At 70.7% G+C, this 20,374-nt stretch carries 14 protein-coding genes; 11 read left to right on the top strand and 3 right to left on the bottom strand.

Annotated features, from left to right (window positions below):
- Positions 1 to 131: 131 nt before the first annotated feature.
- The 5 genes from D7W81_RS27465 (at position 132) to recR (ending at position 5,595) form a co-directional block, all read left to right on the top strand.
- Positions 132 to 1,670, top strand: a complete 1,539-nt coding sequence (locus tag D7W81_RS27465; protein ID WP_120558355.1) for a phytoene desaturase family protein — start codon at positions 132 to 134, stop codon at positions 1,668 to 1,670.
- Between the two features lie 77 nt (positions 1,671 to 1,747).
- A complete protein-coding gene (gene dnaX / locus D7W81_RS27460) occupies positions 1,748 to 2,959 on the top strand; it encodes a DNA polymerase III subunit gamma/tau (protein WP_120558354.1) in 1,212 nt (403 codons plus the stop codon).
- A gap of 409 nt (positions 2,960 to 3,368) precedes the next feature.
- Positions 3,369 to 4,580, top strand: coding sequence for a DNA polymerase III subunit gamma/tau (locus D7W81_RS43700; RefSeq protein WP_244227469.1), 1,212 nt, complete (start codon positions 3,369 to 3,371; stop codon positions 4,578 to 4,580).
- A 97-nt stretch (positions 4,581 to 4,677) separates the two neighbouring features.
- Positions 4,678 to 4,995 carry a YbaB/EbfC family nucleoid-associated protein gene (locus D7W81_RS27450; RefSeq protein WP_120527893.1) on the top strand — a complete coding sequence of 106 codons (318 nt, stop codon included), beginning with the start codon at positions 4,678 to 4,680 and terminating at the stop codon, positions 4,993 to 4,995.
- Between the two features lie 6 nt (positions 4,996 to 5,001).
- A complete protein-coding gene (recR, locus tag D7W81_RS27445) occupies positions 5,002 to 5,595 on the top strand; it encodes a recombination mediator RecR (protein ID WP_120527892.1) in 594 nt (197 codons plus the stop codon).
- Positions 5,596 to 5,598: 3 nt separating this feature from the next.
- Here the strand turns inward: recR and D7W81_RS27440 are convergent, their stop codons facing one another.
- Genes D7W81_RS27440 through D7W81_RS44220 form a run of 3 tightly spaced genes read right to left on the bottom strand, consistent with a single transcriptional unit; the run spans position 5,599 to position 11,038 of the window.
- Complete coding sequence (locus D7W81_RS27440) at positions 5,599 to 7,452, bottom strand: protein kinase domain-containing protein (RefSeq protein WP_120558353.1); 1,854 nt, start codon at positions 7,450 to 7,452, stop codon at positions 5,599 to 5,601.
- A 3-nt stretch (positions 7,453 to 7,455) separates the two neighbouring features.
- On the bottom strand, positions 7,456 to 9,423 hold the full coding sequence (locus D7W81_RS27435; protein ID WP_120558352.1) for a FecR family protein: 1,968 nt from the start codon (positions 9,421 to 9,423) through the stop codon (positions 7,456 to 7,458).
- A gap of 49 nt (positions 9,424 to 9,472) precedes the next feature.
- A complete protein-coding gene (locus D7W81_RS44220; RefSeq protein ID WP_120558351.1) occupies positions 9,473 to 11,038 on the bottom strand; it encodes a carboxypeptidase regulatory-like domain-containing protein in 1,566 nt (521 codons plus the stop codon).
- Between the two features lie 222 nt (positions 11,039 to 11,260).
- On the opposite strand from D7W81_RS44220, the gene mglB reads away from it, so the two are divergent.
- From mglB to D7W81_RS27400, 6 genes are all read left to right on the top strand, one after another.
- The gene (gene mglB / locus D7W81_RS27425) at positions 11,261 to 11,740 is read left to right on the top strand and encodes a gliding-motility regulator GTPase-activating protein MglB (protein WP_002637270.1); all 480 of its coding nucleotides are present in this window, start codon (positions 11,261 to 11,263) and stop codon (positions 11,738 to 11,740) included.
- An 11-nt stretch (positions 11,741 to 11,751) separates the two neighbouring features.
- Positions 11,752 to 12,339 (top strand): gliding-motility regulator Ras-like GTPase MglA, encoded by a 588-nt coding sequence (mglA, locus tag D7W81_RS27420; protein WP_014394794.1) that lies wholly within the window; start codon positions 11,752 to 11,754, stop codon positions 12,337 to 12,339.
- Positions 12,340 to 12,447: 108 nt separating this feature from the next.
- Positions 12,448 to 13,251, top strand: coding sequence for a dihydrolipoamide acetyltransferase (locus D7W81_RS27415; RefSeq protein WP_120558350.1), 804 nt, complete (start codon positions 12,448 to 12,450; stop codon positions 13,249 to 13,251).
- 12 nt (positions 13,252 to 13,263) lie between these two features.
- Complete coding sequence (locus tag D7W81_RS27410; RefSeq protein WP_120558349.1) at positions 13,264 to 15,669, top strand: tetratricopeptide repeat protein; 2,406 nt, start codon at positions 13,264 to 13,266, stop codon at positions 15,667 to 15,669.
- Positions 15,670 to 15,674: 5 nt separating this feature from the next.
- On the top strand, positions 15,675 to 19,082 hold the full coding sequence (locus D7W81_RS27405; RefSeq protein WP_208721472.1) for a tetratricopeptide repeat protein: 3,408 nt from the start codon (positions 15,675 to 15,677) through the stop codon (positions 19,080 to 19,082).
- On the top strand, positions 19,079 to 20,374 hold a 1,296-nt coding region (locus D7W81_RS27400; protein WP_120558348.1), incomplete at its 3' end, for a tetratricopeptide repeat protein. The genes D7W81_RS27405 and D7W81_RS27400, both read left to right, overlap by 4 nt.

Below are 20,374 nucleotides of genomic sequence, written 5' to 3'. Positions count from 1 at the left end.
CGTCGGAGGTGGGGGCGTTCACGTGGCGGACGCGACTCTTTCCGGCCCCGACGTCCAGCGCAAGACGCACGGGGTTTGGCGGGGAAGCCACGGCTCGGGTAGGACGGCCTTTTCCCCAAAGGAGGAAGACCATGCCAGACGTCATCGTGGTGGGCGCGGGCCACAACGGACTTGTCGCGGCGGCGATGCTCGCGCGCCGGGGCCTGTCGGTCACCGTGCTGGAGGAGAAGGACCAGGTGGGCGGCGCGTGCAAGACGGAGTACCCGTTCCGCACGGCCCCGAAGCTGGGCGTCTCCACCGGCGCGTACCTCCTGGGGCTGATGCCGCCGGAGCTGCTCCAGGAGCTCCAGCTGGAGCTGCCCCTCAAGCGCCGCGACCCGCACTACTTCCTGCCCACCCTGGACAAGCGCTACCTGCTCTTCGGCTCGGACGAGCGGGAGCTGGAGCGGCAGTTCCGAGAGTTCTTCTCCGAAGCGGACTGGAACGCCCACGTCGCCATGAACGCGGAGCTGGGAGCGCTGCGCGAGGACCTGGCGCCCGCGTGGCTCCTGCCGCCCGTGTCGCTGGAGGAGACGGCGGAGCGCTACGTGCGCCCTGCCCTGCGCCAGCACTTCATCCACCTGTGTCGCGGCACGGCGCGCGAGTACCTGGAGCGCTTCGGCTACAAGTCCGACTTCGTGAAGGCGATGTACGCCGTCACCGATGCGTTCTCCGGCCTGGACGGCGGCTATGACACGCCGGGCACGGGCATGAACCTGCTGGTGCACAACCTCTGCCGGCTGCCGGGCAGCGGCGGCACGTGGATGATTGTCGAAGGCGGCATGGGCACCGTCACCCAGCGCATCGCGGCGCTCGCGCGCAAGCACGGCGCGCAGCTGCGCACGAACGCGAAGGTGGCGTCGGTGCGCGTGGACAGCGGCGTGGTGAAGGGCGTGGTGCTGGAGAACGGCGAGGAGCTGTCCGCGAAGGTCGTGGTCTCCAACGCGGACCCCTTCCGCACGCTGAAGCTGGTGGACACCGAGGCACTGAACAAGGACTACCGGAGCATGGTGAACGGGCTGTCCGCGCCGGGCTCCACGCTGAAGGTGAACCTCTGCCTCAAGTCCCTGCCCACCTTCACCTGCCTGCCGGAGGACCGGGGCCAGTTCGGGCCCACCATCCACCTGCTGCCCCAGGGAGACGACGTGCTGGGGGCGCTGGAGCACGGCTACAAGGAGGCGAAGGCGGGACGGCTGGCGGAGTTCCCCTCCATCGAGTGGTACGTGCACACCACGGTGGACCCGACCCTGAAGGACGAGGAGGGGCACCACAACTCCGCCCTCTTCGTGGAGTGGGTGCCGGAGAAGCTGGAGGGCACCACCTGGGAGAAGGAGGAGGCGCGCTACGTGAAGCACCTCCTGTCCATCTGCGACCGGTTCGCGCCGGGCACCAGCGACCTGGTGCAGGAGTACTTCGCGCTCACGCCGCCGAAGATTGAGTCCCACTTCGGCATCAGCCGCGGCCACATCCATCATGTGGACAACAAGCGCGGGTTCACCGACCGGCTGCCCTATGAGACGCCGGTGCAGGGGCTCTACTTCTGCAGCGCGGGGTGCCACCCGGCGGGCAGCGTCATCGGGGCGGCGGGCCACAACGCGGCCAACGTGGTGCTACAGGCGCTCGGACGCTGACACGGAGTGCGTCTCACGGCGGGCGGAATGGACGTTCCATGGATCATTCGGCCCGCCGTGTTTAGATGACTGTCCCCATGAGCTACCTCGTCCTCGCCCGCAAATGGCGCCCGCAGAAGTTCGATGACATGACCGGCCAGGAGCACGTGGTCCGGACCATCGGGAATGCCATCAAGATGGACCGGGTCGCGCACGCGTACCTGTTCTGCGGTCCTCGAGGGGTGGGCAAGACGACGGCCGCCCGCCTGCTCGCCAAGGCGCTCAACTGCGAGCAGGGCCCCACGGCGACCCCGTGCGGCACCTGCCGGGCGTGCACGGAAATCACCGCCGGCACCAGCGTGGACGTCGCGGAGATCGACGGTGCGTCCAACAACGGCGTGGAGAACGTGCGCGAGATTCGCGAGAACGCGAAGTACCTGCCGCAGCGCGACCGCCACAAGATCTACATCATCGACGAGGTGCACATGCTCTCGGGGGCGGCGTTCAACGCGCTCCTGAAGACGCTGGAGGAGCCGCCCGGTCACGTGAAGTTCATCTTCGCGACGACGGAGGCGCACAAGCTCCCGGACACCATCCTGTCGCGCTGCCAGCGCCACAACTTCCGGCGCATCTCCGCGGCGCGGATGCTCCAGCGGCTGAAGGAGATCTGCCAGGCGGAAGGCGCGGGCATCTCCGAGCAGTCGCTGTCGCTGGTGGTGCGCCAGTCCGAAGGCGGCATGCGCGACGCGCTCAGCCTCCTGGACCAGATTCTGGCGTCGTGCGGCCCCAACCCCACGGACGAAGCCGTCGCGGAGGCGATGGGCGCCATCGACCGCACGGTGGTGCAGGACTTCGCGGAGGCGCTGGTCCGCAAGGACGCGAAGCGCGTGCTGGGCCGCGTGGACGAAGTCTTCAACCGGGGCCTGGACCTGAAGCGGCTGGCGGAGGAGCTGGCGCTGCAGCTGCGGCACCTCTTCGTGACGAAGTCGCTGGGCGAAGCGCCCGCGGAGCTGGCCGAGTCCGAGCAGAAGGCGCTCCTGGCGCTCGCGAAGGAGGCGGACACGGCGCAGCTGTCGCGCCTGTTCGACATCGTGCACGGCTGCATCTGGGACGTGTCGCGAGCGGCGCAGCCCCGGCTGGCGCTGGAGATGGCGCTGCTCAAGGCCATCCAGCTGTCCCCGGCCGGTTCGATTCCCGACCTGCTGGCCCGCGTGGAGCGGCTGTCGGCTGGGCTTGGCGCGGAAGGCGCCGCGAAGAACACGTCCGGGGCGCCGGGAGGTCGCCCCGGTCCCGCGAACTTTCGCGTCTGAGGTTCAAACCGAAGTCCGCGAGCCCGCGCCCGTCATGGCGGCTTCGCGCCCTGTCGAAGGTCCGGGGACTTCCGCGCAAACGGGCGCCATGCCGCGTCCGTTCGATGCTCAGGGTCCGTCCTCGCACACGAGCGCAGCTCCCGGTACGTCCGCTGCGCACGGCACCTCCGCGCACGCGGGGGCCACGTCGCGTCCGCTCAACGGCCACGCCCCCTCCGAGCTCACGGGCGCAGCACCCCGCATGACGGATGCGCAGGGCCCGTCCACGCACGCGGGCGCTACGGTCCGGCACCTCGACGCAGCGGGCGCACCGGCGCACCCTGCCCCCAACGGGCACTCACGTGAGCCCCAGGGCCCCTCGGCCTACGCAGGCGCCAGTCCCCGGCCCTTCGGGGCCCAGGACGCATCCGTGCGCACGGGGCCCGTGCCCCAGTCCATCGAGGCTCGCGGTACCACCCCGCCGCACGACGGTGCACCGCCCACGGCCGTCACGCGTGCATCGGAGCCCTCCTCCTTCGCTCGCGCCGAGCCGGCCGGTGCGTCCGCCGTGGCCGCACGGACGCCTCCCGCCGCGCTGATGGAGGGCCTGTCTCCCTCCGCCGCCCGTCCCCTTTCCTTCCTGCGCAATGGCGGCGCCGCGGGCGGCCCCGTCCCGACGCCCGCCGCCGTGCCTCCCGCGCCGGGGGTGATGGACGACCTGCCTCCTTCCGCCGCGCGCCCGCTGTCGTTCCTGCGCAATGGCGGCGGTGCGGCTCCCGCGCTGGAGGCTCCTCCGGCCCCGGGCGTCGTCATGGACGACCTGCCCCCGTCCGCGGCCCGTCCCCTCTCCTTCCTCCGCAACGGCGGCGCTCCGGCCCCGGCTCCAGTGCCCGAGCCCTCGCCCCCTGCACGCGCGCCTGAACCCGCCGCGCCCACCGTGCGCATCACCAACATGCGCAAGCCGGAGCCCGTGGCTCCGCCCGGACCTCCGCCGCACGGCGACGAGGACGTGGACGAGCGCATGTTCCCGGAAGAGGGCTCCGCCGAGGGCTGTGCCTCCGGAGAGTGCATCCCCGTCGCGGAGCCCGTCGCCCCGCCGGAACCGGAGCCCCCGGAGCCTGAACCGCCGCCCGCGATGGCGCCCGTCGCCACCAGCCGCGACAACCCCAACCGCTCCCTGCCCGAGCGCTGGCGTGCCGCCGTGGAAAGCGTGAAGGCCACGTCCGTGCGCCACGGCACGGCGCTCGCCAACGGCCGCCTCCAGTCCATGAAGGCGGGCGAAATCGTCCTGGGCTTTCCGCCCTCCGCCGCCTTCCACAAGGCCGCGGTGACGGCCCAGGCGGGCAAGCAGACCGTGGACGCGGCGCTGGCCTCGCACTTCGGCCGGGCCGTGAAGCTCACCATCACGGACGTGCCCCAGAACCAGGACGCCCTCCCCGGCGGAATGGGGCAGAGCCTCTCCGAGCAGGACACCCAGAGCCGCGCCACCCACGAGAAGACCACCGAGGGAAAGGTGCGCTCCCACGCAGCCGTGCGCTCCATCCTCAAGATGCTGGGCGGCGAAATCGAGCACATCCAGGTCTATGAGCCCGAGCGGCCACCGGCCAACCTCCCGGACGTCCCCGCCGCTCCTGAGGACTGACAACGCCGCCGCGCCCCGCTAGGGTGCGCGGCAACGTCCCTGCTCCGAGCGGCGCCATGCCGGCCCGCGCTCCCACGACCGGGGACCGAGGAAGCACATGCCCGGCATCGACCTGAACTACTTCATCCGGCAGGCGAACAAGCTCACCGAGAAGATCGAGGAGCGGAAGAAGCAGCTGGCGGACGAGACCGTCGAGGCGAAGTCCGGCGAGGGCCGCGTGACGGTCGTCGCCAACTGCGTGCAGGAGATTCGCAGCATCAAGATCGACAAGAGCGCCATCGACCCCAACGACCCCGGGATGCTCGAGGACCTCATCACCGCCGCCGTGAATGCTGCCCTGGCGAACAGCCGTCAGCACATGAACGCCGAGCTGGCGAAGATCTCCGGCGGGGTGAAGATCCCCGGCATTAATTAAAGCCGGATGACCCCCGATCCGCTGAACCGCCTGGTCGCCCAGCTCGCGAAGCTGCCGGGCATTGGTGAGAAGACTGCCCAGCGCCTCGCGTTCCACATCCTGAGGGCGCCGGGCGAGTTCGCCGTCGACCTGTCACAGGCCATCCGCGAGGTGAAGGAGAAGGTGCACCTGTGCGTGCGCTGTTTCTCCCTCACCGACTCGGAGCTGTGCGGCTTCTGTCGCGACAACCGCCGCGACGAGCGCGCCCTGTGCGTCGTGGAGACGTACTCGGACCTGATGGCGCTGGAGCGCACCCGCGAGTTCAAGGGCCGCTACCACGTGCTGCACGGCGTGCTGTCCCCGCTGGAAGGCGTGGGCCCGGAGCAGCTGCGCATCAAGGAGCTCCTGGAGCGCCTCAACGACAGCCGGGTGGAGGAGATCATCCTCGCCACCAACCCGGACATCGAGGGCGAGGCCACCGCGCTCTACCTCACGCGCCTGCTCAAGCCGCTGGGCCTGCGGGTGACGCGCATCGCCCAGGGCCTGCCCATGGGCGGCGACCTGGAGTTCGCGGACCAGGCCACGCTCGCCAAGGCGCTGTCCGCCCGCCGCGACCTGTGACGGCTACTGCGTCACCTTCCACGAGAACGGCATCAGCACGGTGACTTCCTGGTCGCGGTGCGCCGGGAAGCGCAGGCTCTGGGCCTGCGTCTCCAGGCAGCGGCCCACGTCCGTGGACGCCAGCGGCCCACGCGTGCCCGCGCGCACCTTGCCTGAGGACACGATGGTCAGCTGCACCTGCACCTCGCCCGAGGCCGACGGCAGGTTGGACTTGTAGCGCTCGAAGCAGCCGGTGATCTTCGAGCGGCCGTTGGACACCACGCGCTGGATGTCGTCGATGCCCAGCGACACGCGCTCCTTCGCCACCGGCTTCGTCACCGGCTTGTGCGGGGGCGCGTCCTCCGTCCCCTCGTCCACATGGGGCGAGTCCGTCACGGACGCCGCCACCACGTCCCCACCCGGCGTGTCCTGCACGGTGCCAGGAACGCTCCCGGGCGAAGCCCCTTCAGGCCCCTGGGCTTGAGTCGGCGTCGGTGCCGGAGTGCCATTCGCCACGGGCGTGACAGCCGGCTGCGTCTGGGCCGGAGGCGTGACATTCGGAGCCGAGCCACCGGGCCGCGCGATGACAACCGCCACACCCGCGGCCACCAACCCCACGCCACCCACCAGCCCCACGAGCCAGCGCCGGGACGAGGGCTTCGCCACGGGCGCGCTCGGCATGACCTCCGGCGCGTGAACCGGGGCCTGCGCCTGCGCGGAGGCCGCCTTGTTCTGCGCGGTCAGCGCCCTCATGCCCGTGATGCTCTGGCGGGCCACCTGCTGCCCGTACGCATTCGTGCCCGGGCCGGAGACGGGCGGAGTGATGGCAGCGAACTCGGGGTCTGTCGGGCGCGCGGCGGTGAGCGTGGCCAGCGTGGGGATGCGCGTCTTCTCCGTGACGCGCTCCTCGCCGAAGTGGTGACGCAGGAACGTGCCCAGCGCCGGAGCGCCCGCGGCCCCGCCCTGGAGCCCCGTCGCGAAGGCCTCCAGGTCGTCCGCGAAGTCCTCCGCGCTCGCGTACCGGTCCTCCGGCTTGAACGCCATGGCCTTGAGGATGATGGCCTCCAGGCCCGCCGGCAGGTCCGCCCGGAGCGCGCGCGGCTTCTCGAACTCGCCCTGCAACAGCGCGTTGAGCACCGCCAGGTCGTTCTCGCGGGAGAAGGGCCGCACGTGCGTGACGGCCTCGTAGAGGCTGACCCCCAGCGAGAACACGTCCGCGCGGTGGTCGACCTCCTTCCCCTGCGCCTGCTCCGGCGCCATGTAGATGTACTTGCCCTTCACCACGCCGGTGCGCGTCTGGACGAGGCGCGACTCGGCCTTGGCGATGCCGAAGTCCAGCACCTTCACCTGGCCCTGGTACGTCACGTACAGGTTGGACGGAGACACGTCCCGGTGCACCACGTGCAACGGCTGGCCCTGCTCGTTGGTGAAGGTATGCGCGAAGTGCAGGCCCCGCGCCGCGTCGATGAGCACCCGCACCACCACCGGCAGCGGCACATACTGGCGCCTGCGGCCCGCGAGCCTGAGCGTCGTGGAGAAGTCCTCGCCCGCGAGGTACTCCATGCAGATGTAGTAGCAGCCGTCCGTGAAGCCCAGCTCGTGGATCTGCACGATGTGCGGATGCGACAGCTTCGCCGCGAGCCGCGCCTCGTCGCGGAACATCTCCACGAAGTCGGGGATGGCCGACAGCGTCGGCAGCATCCGCTTGAGCACCACGTTGCGCTCGAAGCCGTCCGCGCCCAGCAGCTTGGCGAGGAAGATCTCCGCCATGCCGCCCTCCGCCAGCTTGCGCACGAGCACGTACTGCCCATACGGCTGGAGGATGGCCTCGCTCGAGGCGCCGGCGGGATCCGGAATGGGAATGTGGGACTGTGCCATTCCTTAAGGCCCTCGCGATTTCAGGGTGCGCACCGTGAGTACGGCCGGGGCACCGGGTCGCGTCATCTTAAACACCAGCAGGGGGGGCATTCCCATGGGGGGCACCCAGGTATCGAAGCGGTGCTTGGCGTCCAGGGGCACGTCCCGTCCGTTGATGGACAGGCGAGCGTTCACGGGCGCCACGCCTGAAGCGCGCACCTTCTCCGCGGCCGGCACACCCTGGCGCGGGCTGTCCACCACCAGCCCCATCACCGAGTTGTCATAGACGAGCTCCAGCTTGTTCATGCGCCCGCCCTTGAGGGCCGCGCCCACCTGCGACAGCGGCGTGACGGACCACAGATAGTTGCCCTCGCCCAGCTGTCCCGCCTCCAGCGCCGCGCGCGTCTCCGACACCGTGCGCTGCACCACCGGCGTCGCCAGCGAACCTGCCTTGTACACCGCCACGCGATACGTATGGGCCTGCGGTTCCGCGCCGTAGGTGAGCGTCACCGCCGGAGGCTTGTCCTGGTAGAAGATGGTCGTCTTCTCCGGCCCCTCCGGCACCACGTTGCGCGCCCGCGCCAGTGATTTCGTGGGGGACTCCGGGGCGAAGTGGACGCTGCCCGCCGCCACCTGCGTGCCGTCCTCCTTGCGCGCCCGCCAGTACAGCGTGCCCTTCGCCAGCGCGGACACGTTTACGGAGGCGCGGTGCACGCGGCCCCAGAGCACCGGGCGCTTGAAGGCCGCGTCCTGCGCCGCCTCCACCACCGCGTCGCCCTCGCCCTCCCAGGTGAGCGCCACCTCCGAAAGTCCCCGGTGGAAGACCTCCGTGCCCTCGCCCGGGCCCACCGCCACCACCGCCTCCTCCAGCGGCTCCACCTTCGCGGTGCCATCCGTGGCCACGGTGGCGCGCTCACCGGCGCGCAGCTCCTGCCGCGCTTCGCCCCGCCGCAGCGTCACGTCCCCCGTGTGCGCCGCCACCTGCATGCCGGCGTCGGTGCGGCGGATCTCCAGCCTCGCGCCGCTTCCGGACTCCACCGTCATCTCCGGCAGCACCACGCGGCTCTCGCGCCCCATGGCGAGCTGCACGGCCAGCAGCCCCTGGAGCAGGTTGACGCGTGCCTCGTCGATGGTGCCCTGCTGCCCCGCCCCCTCCAGCACCGCCTCCGCGCCCGGAGCGAGCGTCAGCACCGAGCCACTGTCCTTGAGTTGCAGCACCGCCTCGCCGCCCTTCGTGCGCACGCCATCGCCGAAGGCCAGCACCTCGCCCTCGCGGCGCACCTTGCGCCAGCGGCCCGTGTCCTTTGACTTCACCTCCGCGTCGCCAGAGGTCGCGCGCACCGTCACCGCGATGGGCGCCAGCTCCACGACGCGCGGGCCCGCGGGCGTGACTTGCGCCCGCTCGCGGGTCAGGTCCACCGCGTCGCCCTGCGCCGCGCGCAGCGTCTTCCCGTCCTTGGAGACCAGCTCGATGGCGCCCAGCTTCACCTCCACCCGCGCCGAGTCCTCCGCCACCGCGACCTTCACCTCCGACGGATCCGGCCCCACGCGCGTGAGGCCGAAGGGGGTGAGGATGTTCAACGTCACCTTGGAGCCCGCGCCGCCAGCGTTTCCGCCCGCAGGCACGCGCGACAGCACGATGCCGCGCTCCACCTTCATCACGATGCCCGTCGCATCCGAGCCCACCGCGAACCGGCCCTCGCTCCCCACCTCCACCGTCCGGTCGCCCGGGAAGCGCACCGTCGCCGAGCCCTGCTCACCCGTCTCCACCGCGTCGCCCGCGAGCAGCGGCCCTTCCACCGCCGGGCCCACCTTGCCGCCGCGCTCCAGGCGCACGTCGCCGGACAGCCCCTCCAGGCGCCCGATGGGAACGGCGGCCCCCGCGTCCACCTCCACCACCGGCGGAGGCTTCGGCGCCTCCTCGCGTTCACACCCCGAGCAGCCGGAGAGGAGGAGGAGCAGCGACAGCGCCAGGATGCGGACAGGACTCACTGAAACCTCGACGACGACGGACGACGGGCGTCGCGGTGCACCGCGCGACTCACCGGCGCCTCGGGAACAGATCAACGTTGAGAATGGCCTGCTCGCCTTCACGCACGGTGACCACCTTCGTCTGGGTCACGTGCCCGGCGGCGGACAGGGTGATGCGGTACGTGCCGCCGCGGACGCGCGCGGTGAAGGCGCCGCTCTTGTCCGTGCGCGTGCGCACCTTCGCCTGCGGGATGCTCACCGTCGCCACCAGCGGCTGGCCGTTGCGTGCGCTGCGCACCTGGCCCACCAGCGTGGCCAGCTCGCCCTTGCGGTCCAGCGACAGCACCACCACCAGCTCCGACGTCTGCCCCGCCACCACGACCGCGGCCTCTTCCGTCGCGCGGAAGCCTGGAGCCGACACCGCCACGGCCACCGGCCCCGGCGCGAGCCCCTCCAGCAGCACCTCGCCGGCCTTGTTCGTGCGCGGCTGCGCGGTGCCGGAGACCACCTGGACGTCGGGGACCGGCACGCCGTTCTTGCCCTGCACCACCTTCACCTTGAGCGAGCCCGTCAGCGGAGCCTTCTTGCGCAGGCGCAGCTGCACGGGCGCGCTCTCCGAGGCACCACTGACGGTGGCCACCGCCGTCGCGTCCTCATAGCCGTCCACGCTCGCCTGCGTGGACTGCGCGCCTTCGGGCAGGAGGACCCGCAGCTGTCCCTGCGCGTCCGCCACCAGCTCCTCGTCCGTGCCGGGCGTCTTCATGGAGGGCACGCGCACGTGGGCCCCCGGCAACGGCGCCCCCGTCTCCGCGTCCACGACGCTCAGCGCGACGAAGGCCTGGCGCGGTCCTTCCACGGGCCGCGACGCCCGGCCCTCACTGCCCAGCGCGACCTCGAAGCCCAGCCCGATGCGGCGCATCCGCTGCTCGGAGCGCAGGCCGCTGTCCTCCAGTTCCATCACGTCGTGCGCCTGCTGCACGTCCAGCAGCAGATGCCCCGTCCAACCATCCCGGCTCACCACCGGGTACAGCAGCGCCGCGCCCACCACGTAGCCGGACGACGACGCCTTCAGCCCGTCCGCCGCGTGCGCGGACAACGTCAACGGCACCTCGCCTCGCGCCTCCAGCTGGAGCTTCGCCGGCAGCGCCACCAGCACCCGGCCGGACACCAACGCCGCGTGCCGCACGCCCCGCTGCAACACCGGCGCATAGGTGAACCCACCGAACAGCGGCAGCTGCGCGAAGCCGTAGCCCGCGCCCAGCTCCAACCGCACCGGCCCCAGGAACAGCCGCCCGCGCGGCCCCACCGAACCGCGCACCAGGCTGCCGCCCGTCACGTGCGACGACGCGTCCCGCAGCTCGAACGCCTCGCGCTGGAGATCCACCTGGCCGCCCACGTACGCCCCCGCCCAGCCCATCAACGTCAGCGCCACGTCGTTCGGCGTCAGCCCGCTGTAGGTGAGCCCGGGCCCTACATCCACCTGCTCACCCTGACGGGAGGCCAGGCCGTAGCGCAGGCGCAGCGAGGCGCGCTCCGGCTCGGGGGTCTCCGCACGGACGGCCCCGGAACAGGCGAGCGCCAGGACGAGGACGACGATGCGCGGGAGGATGTCGGTGAGGGGGGTCGGGCGGCGCAAGGCCCGGAAGAGTATAGAGAAGAGGGGCAGGTGTCCCAACCCGCGATGCCGTCATTCCTTCAAGATCGGCGCGGATCACGGCTGGCTTCTTGCTGGAGTGGAACTGCTTTGCTAAGCATGACGGCGGTCGGTAGCGCCTCGTCTAACCTCCGGGATTCACTCCAGAAACATCGGAGCGCCGCCGCGCGCGGGGCGAGCGAACGCTGAGGAGCGCATACGCCCATGGGCACGCAACTGGTGATGTACGAAGAGGAGTTCACCAAGATCAACGCCGTTTGCGACCGGCTCACCAAGGACGCGAACGCGAAGGTGGTCTTCCTCGTCGACAAGAACGGCCAGCTCATCTCCTCGGCCGGCCAGACGCAGAACATCGACACCACGTCGCTCGCGTCGCTGACGGCCGGCAACGTGGCGGCCATGGGCGGTCTGGCGAAGCTGATCGGGGAGAACGAGTTCCCCAACCAGTTCCATGAAGGGGCGAAGGACAGCCTCTACATGACCATCGTGGGCAGCCGCGTGGTGCTGGTCGTCATCTTCGACAACCGCACGAGCCTGGGTCTGGTGCGCCTGCGCATCAAGAAGGCCAGCGACGAGCTGACGAAGATCTTCGAAAGCCTCGTGAAGAAGACCGACAGCCCCGGAGCCGGTTCGCCGTTCGCCGAGATCTCCGACGACGATATCGACAACCTCTTCAGCGAGTAACCCGGGAAGCCATGTCCTTCATCAATTACTCATCCCGCGAAATCAACTGCAAGATTGTCTATTACGGGCCGGGCCTCTGCGGGAAGACGACCAACCTTCAGTACATCTACAACAAGACCGCGGCGGACACGAAGGGCAAGCTCATCTCCCTCTCCACGGAGACGGACCGCACGCTCTTCTTCGACTTCCTGCCCCTGTCGCTCGGTGAGATCCGCGGCTTCAAGACGCGCTTCCACCTCTACACGGTGCCCGGTCAGGTGTTCTACGACGCCAGCCGCAAGCTCATCCTCAAGGGCGTGGACGGCGTGGTGTTCGTCGCCGACAGCCAGATTGAGCGCATGGAAGCCAACATGGAGTCGTTGGAGAACCTGCGCATCAACCTGGCCGAGCAGGGCTACGACCTGAACAAGATTCCGTACGTCGTGCAGTACAACAAGCGCGACCTGCCCAACGCGGTGACCGTGGAGGAGATGCGCAAGGCGCTCAACCCGCGGAACATCCCGGAGTACCAGGCCGTGGCGCCCACCGGCGTGGGCGTGTTCGACACGCTCAAGGCCGTGGCCAAGCTGGTCCTCACCGAGCTGCGCAAGGGCGGCTGACACGCCGCCTGCTCCCCTGCCCGGCGGGCTGGCCCCCACCGGGCAGCCCCCGGCAAAGGATGGTATGACCTCGTGCCGTCGGGCAGAGCCGCCTTCCGAGGTCGTACCGTGCGCGTCGCATCCGCCACCCTTCGTCTCCTCGCGCTCCTGAGCGCTGGCCTGTCCGGGCCGGTGTTCGCGCAAGGTGCGTCCCCCTCCCCTGCTTCTCCTCCTCCCGCCACCGCGCCGGCCGCGTCGCCCGCCGCCACGCCGCAGGCATCCCCGGCCGCAGCCGCTCCCGCTGGGGAGCAGACGGCGGATGAGGCCTTCACGTCGCGCGTGAAGACGCTGGAGGAGCAGGTCGTTGACCTGAAGGAGAAGATCTACCGCTCCAAGGCGCGCCTGCTGCTGCTCCAGGAGTCGGTGATGGGCGGCGAGCTGTCCACCGGCGCCCGCGCGGTGCTGGTGCACAAGAACGAGATGGGCAACGCGTTCCAGCTGGAGTCGGTGGTGTACGCGCTGGACGGCGCGCCCATCTTCACCCAGGTGGACACGCAGGGAGACCTGAACCGGCACCAGTCGCTGGAGGTCTTCAACGGCCGCATCGTCCCGGGCCAGCACCAGCTGGCGGTGCGCCTGGTGTACCGGGGCAGCGGCTACGGCGTGTTCAGCTACCTGGAAGGCTACAAGTTCAAGGTGCAATCCAGTTACACCTTCAACGCGGAGTCCGGAAAGGTCACCACGGTGAACGTGGTGGGCGTGGAGAAGGGCGGCCTCACCACCGACCTCAAGGACCGGCCCGCGGTGCGCTACGACATTGAAGTGGCCAAGGACACGCGCGCGAACCGGCCGCCCGGGCCCGCTTCCGGCTCGGAGACGGAAGGCACTCCGGGCACACCCGCGCCGGCCACCACCTCCAGCGAGCCGAAGTAGGAGCACACGGCCGTGACCGCGACGCTGCACGCCCTGGCCCTCGCGCTGTCCCTCGGGGCCGCGCCCGCTCCGGCGCCCCAGGCCTCCAAGCCGGGGGCCGCGCTGCCGCCCATGCCCGCCTCGCTGAGCTCGCGCGCGGCGTCCGTGGAAGCGGTGGAGGCGCAGCTGCGCGCCGCGGAGCAGTCCCTGCGCTTCGTGGAGACGCAGTTCACGGAGCGCCCCGAGCCCAGCAGCGCCGACTCGCAGCTCAAGCGCTTCTCCGAGGGCGAGGTGTATTCGCTGCTGGGGGACTGGGCCGCCGCGTCCGTCCTCTTCTACGACCTGGTGAGCGACCCGGAGTTCAAGGCGCACCCGCGCTACGCGGAGGCGGTCTTCTACCTGGCGGACGCGCTCTACCAGCAGAAGAACGACATCGGCGCGAGGGTGTACCTGCGCGACGTGCTGTCGCTGCCCCTGACGCCGCAGCGCTACAAGGAGGCCGTGAGCCGCTACCTCGCGGTGGCGGGCCGGCTCCAGCAGTTCGAGGGCATCGACGAGTACGTGGAGAAGGCGCGGCAGCTGTCAGGCGGAGTGCTGGCGCCGGACATCGCCTACGTGCACGCGCGCGGCACCTTCAAGCGCATGGACCTGACGCCGGAGGAGCACCAGCAGCGTTCGCGCGCGCTGTTCGCCCCGCTGGCGCAAGGCCCTGGCGCCTTCCGCGTGCAGGCCGTCTACCACCTGGGCGTCTTGAGCGTGCAGAGCGGGGACCATCCGGCCGCCATCGCGCAGTTCCAGCGCATCGTGGGCAGCGGACCGGACGCGGTGGTCTCGAGCGGCCTCGCGGAAGCAGAAGCCCAGCGCTTCCGTGAGCTCGCGTACCTGTCGCTGGGCCGGCTGATGTACGAGACGGGCCGCTACGACGAGGCGCTGGACCACTACGGCCAGATTCCGCGTGAGAGCGAGCGCTTCCCGGAGTCCCTGCTGGAGGTCGCGTGGACGTACGTGCGCAAGCAGGACTTCACGCAGGCGAAGAACGCCACGGACATCCTGCTGCTCGTCGCCCCGGATTCGCAGCTCGCGCCCGAGGGGCGCATCCTCCAGGGGCACCTGCTCCAGAAGCTGCACCAGTACGACGAGGCGCTGGAGACGTATGACGGCGTGGCGAACACGTTCCGTCCCGCGCGCGACAAGGTGGACGCGCTCTTGCGCGTGAACCAAGACCCCGTCGCGTACTTCGACAACCTGCTCGCGCGCAACGAGCGCTCCCTGGACGTGAGCACCCTCCTGCCCCCGCTGGCGCTGAAGTACGCGTCCACGCAGAAGGAGGTCGCGGACGCGGTGCGGATGGTGGGCGACCTGGACAGCGGCCGTCAGGGCGCGGGCGAGGCGAAGGCCATCGCGGAGCGCATCCTGGAGGCGCTGGACGCGCGCGGGCTGGAGGCCTTCCCGGAGCTTCAGGAGGGCTACGTGCGCGCGGAGGCCGTGGACACCGCGCTCACCGCCGTGGAGCAGTCCCTGGTGCAGGCGGAGGCCGCGCTGGTGGAGGAGAAGCTCACGCCCGCCGAGCGCGAGAAGCTGCTCGTCGCCCAGGGCGCGCGCGAGGCCCAGCGGCTGCGGTTCGCGGCGCTGCCCACCACCAACAAGGAGCTGGAGGCACGGCGCCAGCGCATGCAGGCGAAGGTGGACGCGGTGGACCGCGAGGCCTTCCGCGTGGGCTATGAACTGCAGAGCCTGCACGCCAACGCCGCCGCCATCCGCAAGTGGGTGGAGGACACGCGCGACGAGCGGCAGGCGGACCCCGCCGAGGAGCGCGAGTTCCTGGTGCAGCTCCAGGCGGAGATCGCCGCGCTGAAGGACCTCCAGGCGGAGCTGGACCGCACCCGCGCCCGGCTCGCGACCGAGCGCCAGTCCACGGACACGTCGCTGGAGGGCGAGGCCGCCATCCGCGCCCGCTACTCCGCCGCGCTCCAGCAGGAGCACGGCGTGTTGCGCGCGGGCGAGGGACGGCTGTCCGGCGAGGACACCCGCGTGCTCCTGCGCATGCACCAGGTGCGCACGCGCATCGACTCGCTTCGCGGACGCGTGGCGGTGGCCCGGGTGGCGCTGCGCGCGCGGCTGGAGCACCGCGTGAAGTCCATCCGCGACAAGGTGCGCACGGAGCAGGCGCTGCTCCAGGGCTACGAGCAGGAGGTGGCCGCCGCGTCCGGCGACGCCCGCAACCTGGTGGGCCGCATCGCCTACGACAGCTTCCGCCGCGTGCGGCAGCAGTTCTACGACCTGGTGCTCAAGGCCGACACCGGCACGGTGGACGTGGCCTTCAGCCGCACGCAGGACAACACCGCGAACATCCAGAAGGTCGCCAAGGAGAAGGCGGACGCCCTGCGCGCGCTCGACACGGAGTTCAAGGACGTCCTGTCGTCGGAAGGGGGGGACTGAAGCCCATGCGCCGCCCTGCCCTCGTCCTCCTCCTGGCCCTCGCGCCGCTGGCTTCGCACGCCGCGAAGGCCAAGGCCTCGAAGAAGGCCCCCACGCCTACCGCTCCCGCGAAGGCCCAACCGGCGCCTCCGGCACCGCCCGCGCCCAACACCTCTCGCTACCTGGACGGCCTGGGCCACACGCCCGAACAGGAGAAGCTGCTGCGCGACGTGAGCCGCGCGCTGGAGGCGTACGAGGCGGAGTCCCGCGACTTCCACCGCGAGGTGAAGCAGCTGGTGGAGCGGCGCTACCAGCAGAAGCGCGCGGCGCTCTCCAACGCCTACGAGAAGACGCTCACCGCGCTGGAGTCGCAGGAGCGCACGCAGCGGCTGGACGCCATCGGCCGCTTCGAGGACTTCCTGCGCCGCTACCCGGACGAGCCTCGCGCCACGCCGGACGTGATGTTCCGTCTGGCGGAGCTGTACTACGAGCGCTCCGCGGACGAGCACCAGCTGGCGCGCAAGGACTACGCGGAGCGCGTGCGCACGATGTCCGACGAGGCGATGGCGGACCTGCCGCCGGAGCCGGAGGTGGACTTCACGCCCTCCATCGGCCTGTACCGCACGCTCCTCGCGCGCTTCCCGGACTACAAGCTCAACGACGGCTCGCTGTACCTGCTGGCGTACTGCCTCAACGAACAGCACAAGGACGAGGAGAGCCTCGCCACCTACCAGCAGCTCACCACGCGCTACCCGAAGAGCCGCTTCGCCACCGACGCGTGGACGCGCATCGGCGAGTACTGGTTCGAGGACGAGACCGACCCGGAGGCGCTGCGCAAGGCCGCGGACGCGTACACCGTCGCCACGCGTGACACCGGGCACCGGTTCTACGACAAGGCCCGCTACAAGCTGGCCTGGACGTACTACCGGATGGACTGGTTCGAGGAGTCCGTGGACAGCTTCCTGCTGCTCCTGGACCACTACCAGTCCCACCAGCAGTCCGGCAGCAAGGCGGACGAAGGCGACCTGCGCTCGGAAGCGCTCCAGTACATCGCGCTGTCGCTGGCGGACGAGACGTGGGGCGGCGTGGCCAAGGCCCGCGACCTCTTCGCGAAGCGCGGCGGCCGGCCCTACGCGCCGGAGGTGTACCGGCGGCTGGGCAACGTCTACTTCGACCAGCTCCGCAACGAGGAGGCCATCGCCGCGTACCAGCAGGTGCTGGCCACGGAGCCCCTCACCGCGGACGCGCCGCGCCTCCAGCAGCGCATCGTCCAGGCCTATGAGCGCGACCGGCGCATGGACCTGTATGCGCGCGAGTCGGAGAAGCTGGCCAACAACTACCTGCCCGGCGGCGCCTGGTACGAGAAGAACAAGGACGACCCGAACGCGCTGTCGCACGCGCAGACGCTCGCCGAACAGAGCCTCTACTCCGCCGCCGCGTACCAGCACCAGCAGGCCCAGGCCTTCCAGAAGGATGGCAAGGACGCGGAGGCCAAGGCCACCTACGCCGCCGCCGCTCGCGCGTACGGCACCTACCTGGAGCGCTTCCCGCGCAGCAAGACCGCGTACGCGATGCGCTTCTTCCACGCCGAGTCCCTCTTCAACTCGGACGCGTACGGCCCGGCGGCGAAGGAATATGGGGCCGTCCGCGACTCCAACCAGGACAACACCTACCGCGACGTGTCCGCGCACAACGCGGTGCTCGCCTGGAAGGCGCAGCTGGACGAGGACGTGAAGGCGGGCCGCGTGCCGGAGCGCAAGCCGCTGCGCGCCAGCGAGCGCCCCAAGGACAGCACGCACGCGCCCGTGGCCCTGGCGGAGACGGAGGCCGCGCTCGTGAGGGCGTCCGACGCCTACGTGGCACTGATGCCCAAGGAAGAGGCCGCGCCGGGCATCGCGTACCAGGCCGCGGAGCTGTTCTACACGCACGACGACTTCGCCCAGGCCCGCCCCCGCTTCGAGCGCGTGGTGCAGGCGTACCCGCGCAACCCGGTGGCCGGCTACGCCACCAACCTCATCATCGAGTCCTTCCTCGTCGACCAGGACTGGAAGAGCGTGGAGGAGGTCAGCGCGCGGCTCGCCAGCAACGCGCAGGTGGTGGACCCGTCCAGTGAGCAGTACCGCGAGCTGATGAAGTTCAAGCTCGCCGGCCGCTTCAACCTGGCGGATCAGCTGGCGTCCCAGAAGCGCTACGACGAGGCGGCGAAGAAGTACCTCCAACTGGTGGAGGAGGCCCCCCGCCACGAGTTCGCCGACAAGGCGCTCAACAACGCGGCGGTGGCGTATGAAGAACTGCGCCGGTTCGACTCCGCGATGAAGCTCTACGAGCGCGTGTACCGCGACTATCCGAAGTCACCGTGGGCGCACACCGCGCTGTTCCGCGTGGCCCTCAACGCGCAGAAGTCCTACGACTTCGACAAGGCCGTCACCAGCTACCAGAAGCTGGTGAAGGACTACCCGAAGGCGGAGGAGCGCGAGGCGGCGCTCTACAACGCGGCATCGCTGCTCGAAGGGCAGCAGCGCTACGCGGAGGCCGCGGCCGCCTTCCAGCGCTGCGTGGAGCTGTACCCCCACGGGAAGAACGCGCCGGAGAACCAGTACCGCGCGGCCCGCATCCTGGAGAAGCAGGGCGACACGCGGGGCGAAATCCAGGCGCTGGAGGCCTTCGTCCGCAAGTTCGCCAGCAAGGCGGATCAGGTGGAGCTGGTGGTGGACGCGAAGCGCCGCCTGGGTGACGCGTGGAAGAAGCGCGGCAACGCGAAGGAGGCCCAGCGCGCGTACGCCGCCGCCGCGGACGACTTCGACCGCCGCAAGCTGAAGCCGGAGACGCAGCTGCGCGCCGCGGAGGCCGCCGCCTACAGCCGCTTCCAGCTGGCCGAGCTGGAGTTCCAGCGCTTCGACGCGCTGAAGCTCAGCGGCTCCGGCAAGGCGCTGGAGAAGAGCTTCACAAAGAAGACCGAGGCCGTGAAGGCGGTGGATGCCGCGTACGTGAAGGTGCTGCCCTACAAGCAGCTGGAGTGGTCACTGGCCTCGTTCTACCGGCGCGGCTACGCCCTGGAGCGCTTCGCCGCCACGCTGCTGGACGCGCCCGTGCCTCCGGAAGTGAAGCGCCTGGGCGACGACGCGGTGCTCACCTACCAGGACATGCTCACGCAGCGCACCGTGGCCCTGGAGGACCGCGCGGTGGAGAGCTACGCCGCCACGCTCAAGGAGGCACGCAACAACCACGTCTCCAACGAGTGGACCCGCCGCACGCTGGAATCCCTCAACCGCTTCCGCCCCAAGGAGTACCCCGTCCTCAAGGAGGCCCGGGGCGCGCTCGCGTCGGAGACCGTGTATCCGGATGGCCTGCTGGGCAGCCTCGCCGCGCCCGTCGCACCCGCGCGCGTGGCCCCCGACAAGGCGACCCGGCTGACGGAAGGGGGCACGCCATGAACGCGGGCCGCAAGTTCGCGCTCACGGGGCTCGTGCTCTGGCTGTCCGCCTGCGCCTCCGGTCCGGAGACGCGCAAGGACTCGAAGCTCACGGGCCCGGAGGCAGGGCCCGCCACGGCCGTGAGCACGGCTCCGAAGACTGGCGACGCGAAGCCACAGGCGAAGGAACCCGCCCCCGTGGCGAAGTCGCTCACCGGTCAGGAGCGGGACTTCACCAGCGCGGTGGAGGTCGCCCGGCGCGGCGAATTGACCATCGCGGAGACCGCGCTCAAGGCCCTGCTGGAGAAGTCCCCGAAGCTGGGCCCCGCGTGGACGAACCTGGGCATCGTGCAGGAGCGCCAGGGCCGCTTCCCGGACGCCGAGCGCTCCTACCGTCAGGCGCTGGCGCTGGAGCCGGACCAGGAGGCCGCGTGGGACTGCCTGGTGCGGCTGGCGGCGCGCACGGGCCGCGCCGCGTCGCTGGAGGCGGAGCTGCGCGAGGCGCTGACGACGAAGGACTCGGTGGCCCGGCGCACGGCGCTGGCGCTGAACCTGCTGCTCCAGAAGAAGCACCCGGCCGCCGTCGCGGAGGCCCGCCGCGCGCTCCAGGTCAGCGAGCAGCACGTGCCCGCCATGCAGGTGCTCGCGCAGGTGTACGCCCGCGAGGGCAAGTACGAGCTCGCGTCCATGGTGCTGGGCAACGCGCTCGCCATCGACGCGCAGGACGCGGCCACCCTCAACGCCCTGGGCCTGGTGCACCTGGGCCTCAAGGAGCGCCCCCTGGCGCTGGAGCGCTTCCGGCAGGCCATCGCGCTCAGGCCGGACTTCGCCGAGGCGCGCAACAACCTGGGCACCCTGCTCAACGAGGGCGAGGACTACGCCAGCGCCCGCGTGGAGCTGGAGGCCGCCGTGAAGGCCGCGCCGGACTTCGCCGCCGCCCACCTCAACCTGGGCAACGCCTGGCGGGGCGAGGGCGACTTCCCCCGCGCCCTGGCGGAGTACGAGCGCGTGCTCCAGCTCCAGCCCGACGCGAAGGACGCGTACTTCAACCTGGGCCTGCTCCACCTGGACCTGGAGCCCGCCGGCATGGATGCCCTGGAGCGCCTCCAGAAGGCCGCGGCCTTCCTGGACCAGTACAAGGCCCGGGGCGGCACCGACGAGCGCACCGCGCAGTATCTCAAGGACGCGCAGAAGGGCATCGACCGGGAGACCCGCCGCCGCGAGCGCGAGCGCAAGGAGGGCCTGAAGAAGGCCGCCGAAGCCGCCGCCGCTCCCGCCAAGGCCCCCGAGGCAGCTCCGACCCCAGTCCCCTCC

This window comes from Corallococcus aberystwythensis (assembly GCF_003612165.1).
Taxonomy (GTDB): Bacteria; Myxococcota; Myxococcia; order Myxococcales; family Myxococcaceae; genus Corallococcus; species Corallococcus aberystwythensis.
This window is presented reverse-complemented; position numbering and strand designations above follow the sequence as displayed.

Excerpts from the sequence above, each read along its gene's own strand:
- D7W81_RS27465 (WP_120558355.1), top strand. The coding sequence starts at position 132 with ATGCCAGACGTCATCGTGGTGGGCGCGGGCCACAACGGACTTGTCGCG.
- dnaX (WP_120558354.1), top strand. The coding sequence starts at position 1,748 with ATGAGCTACCTCGTCCTCGCCCGCAAATGGCGCCCGCAGAAGTTCGAT.
- D7W81_RS27450 (WP_120527893.1), top strand. The coding sequence starts at position 4,678 with ATGCCCGGCATCGACCTGAACTACTTCATCCGGCAGGCGAACAAGCTC.
- recR (WP_120527892.1), top strand. The coding sequence starts at position 5,002 with ATGACCCCCGATCCGCTGAACCGCCTGGTCGCCCAGCTCGCGAAGCTG.
- D7W81_RS27440 (WP_120558353.1), bottom strand. The coding sequence starts at position 7,452 with ATGGCACAGTCCCACATTCCCATTCCGGATCCCGCCGGCGCCTCGAGC.
- mglB (WP_002637270.1), top strand. The coding sequence starts at position 11,261 with ATGGGCACGCAACTGGTGATGTACGAAGAGGAGTTCACCAAGATCAAC.
- mglA (WP_014394794.1), top strand. The coding sequence starts at position 11,752 with ATGTCCTTCATCAATTACTCATCCCGCGAAATCAACTGCAAGATTGTC.
- D7W81_RS27405 (WP_208721472.1), top strand. The coding sequence starts at position 15,675 with ATGCGCCGCCCTGCCCTCGTCCTCCTCCTGGCCCTCGCGCCGCTGGCT.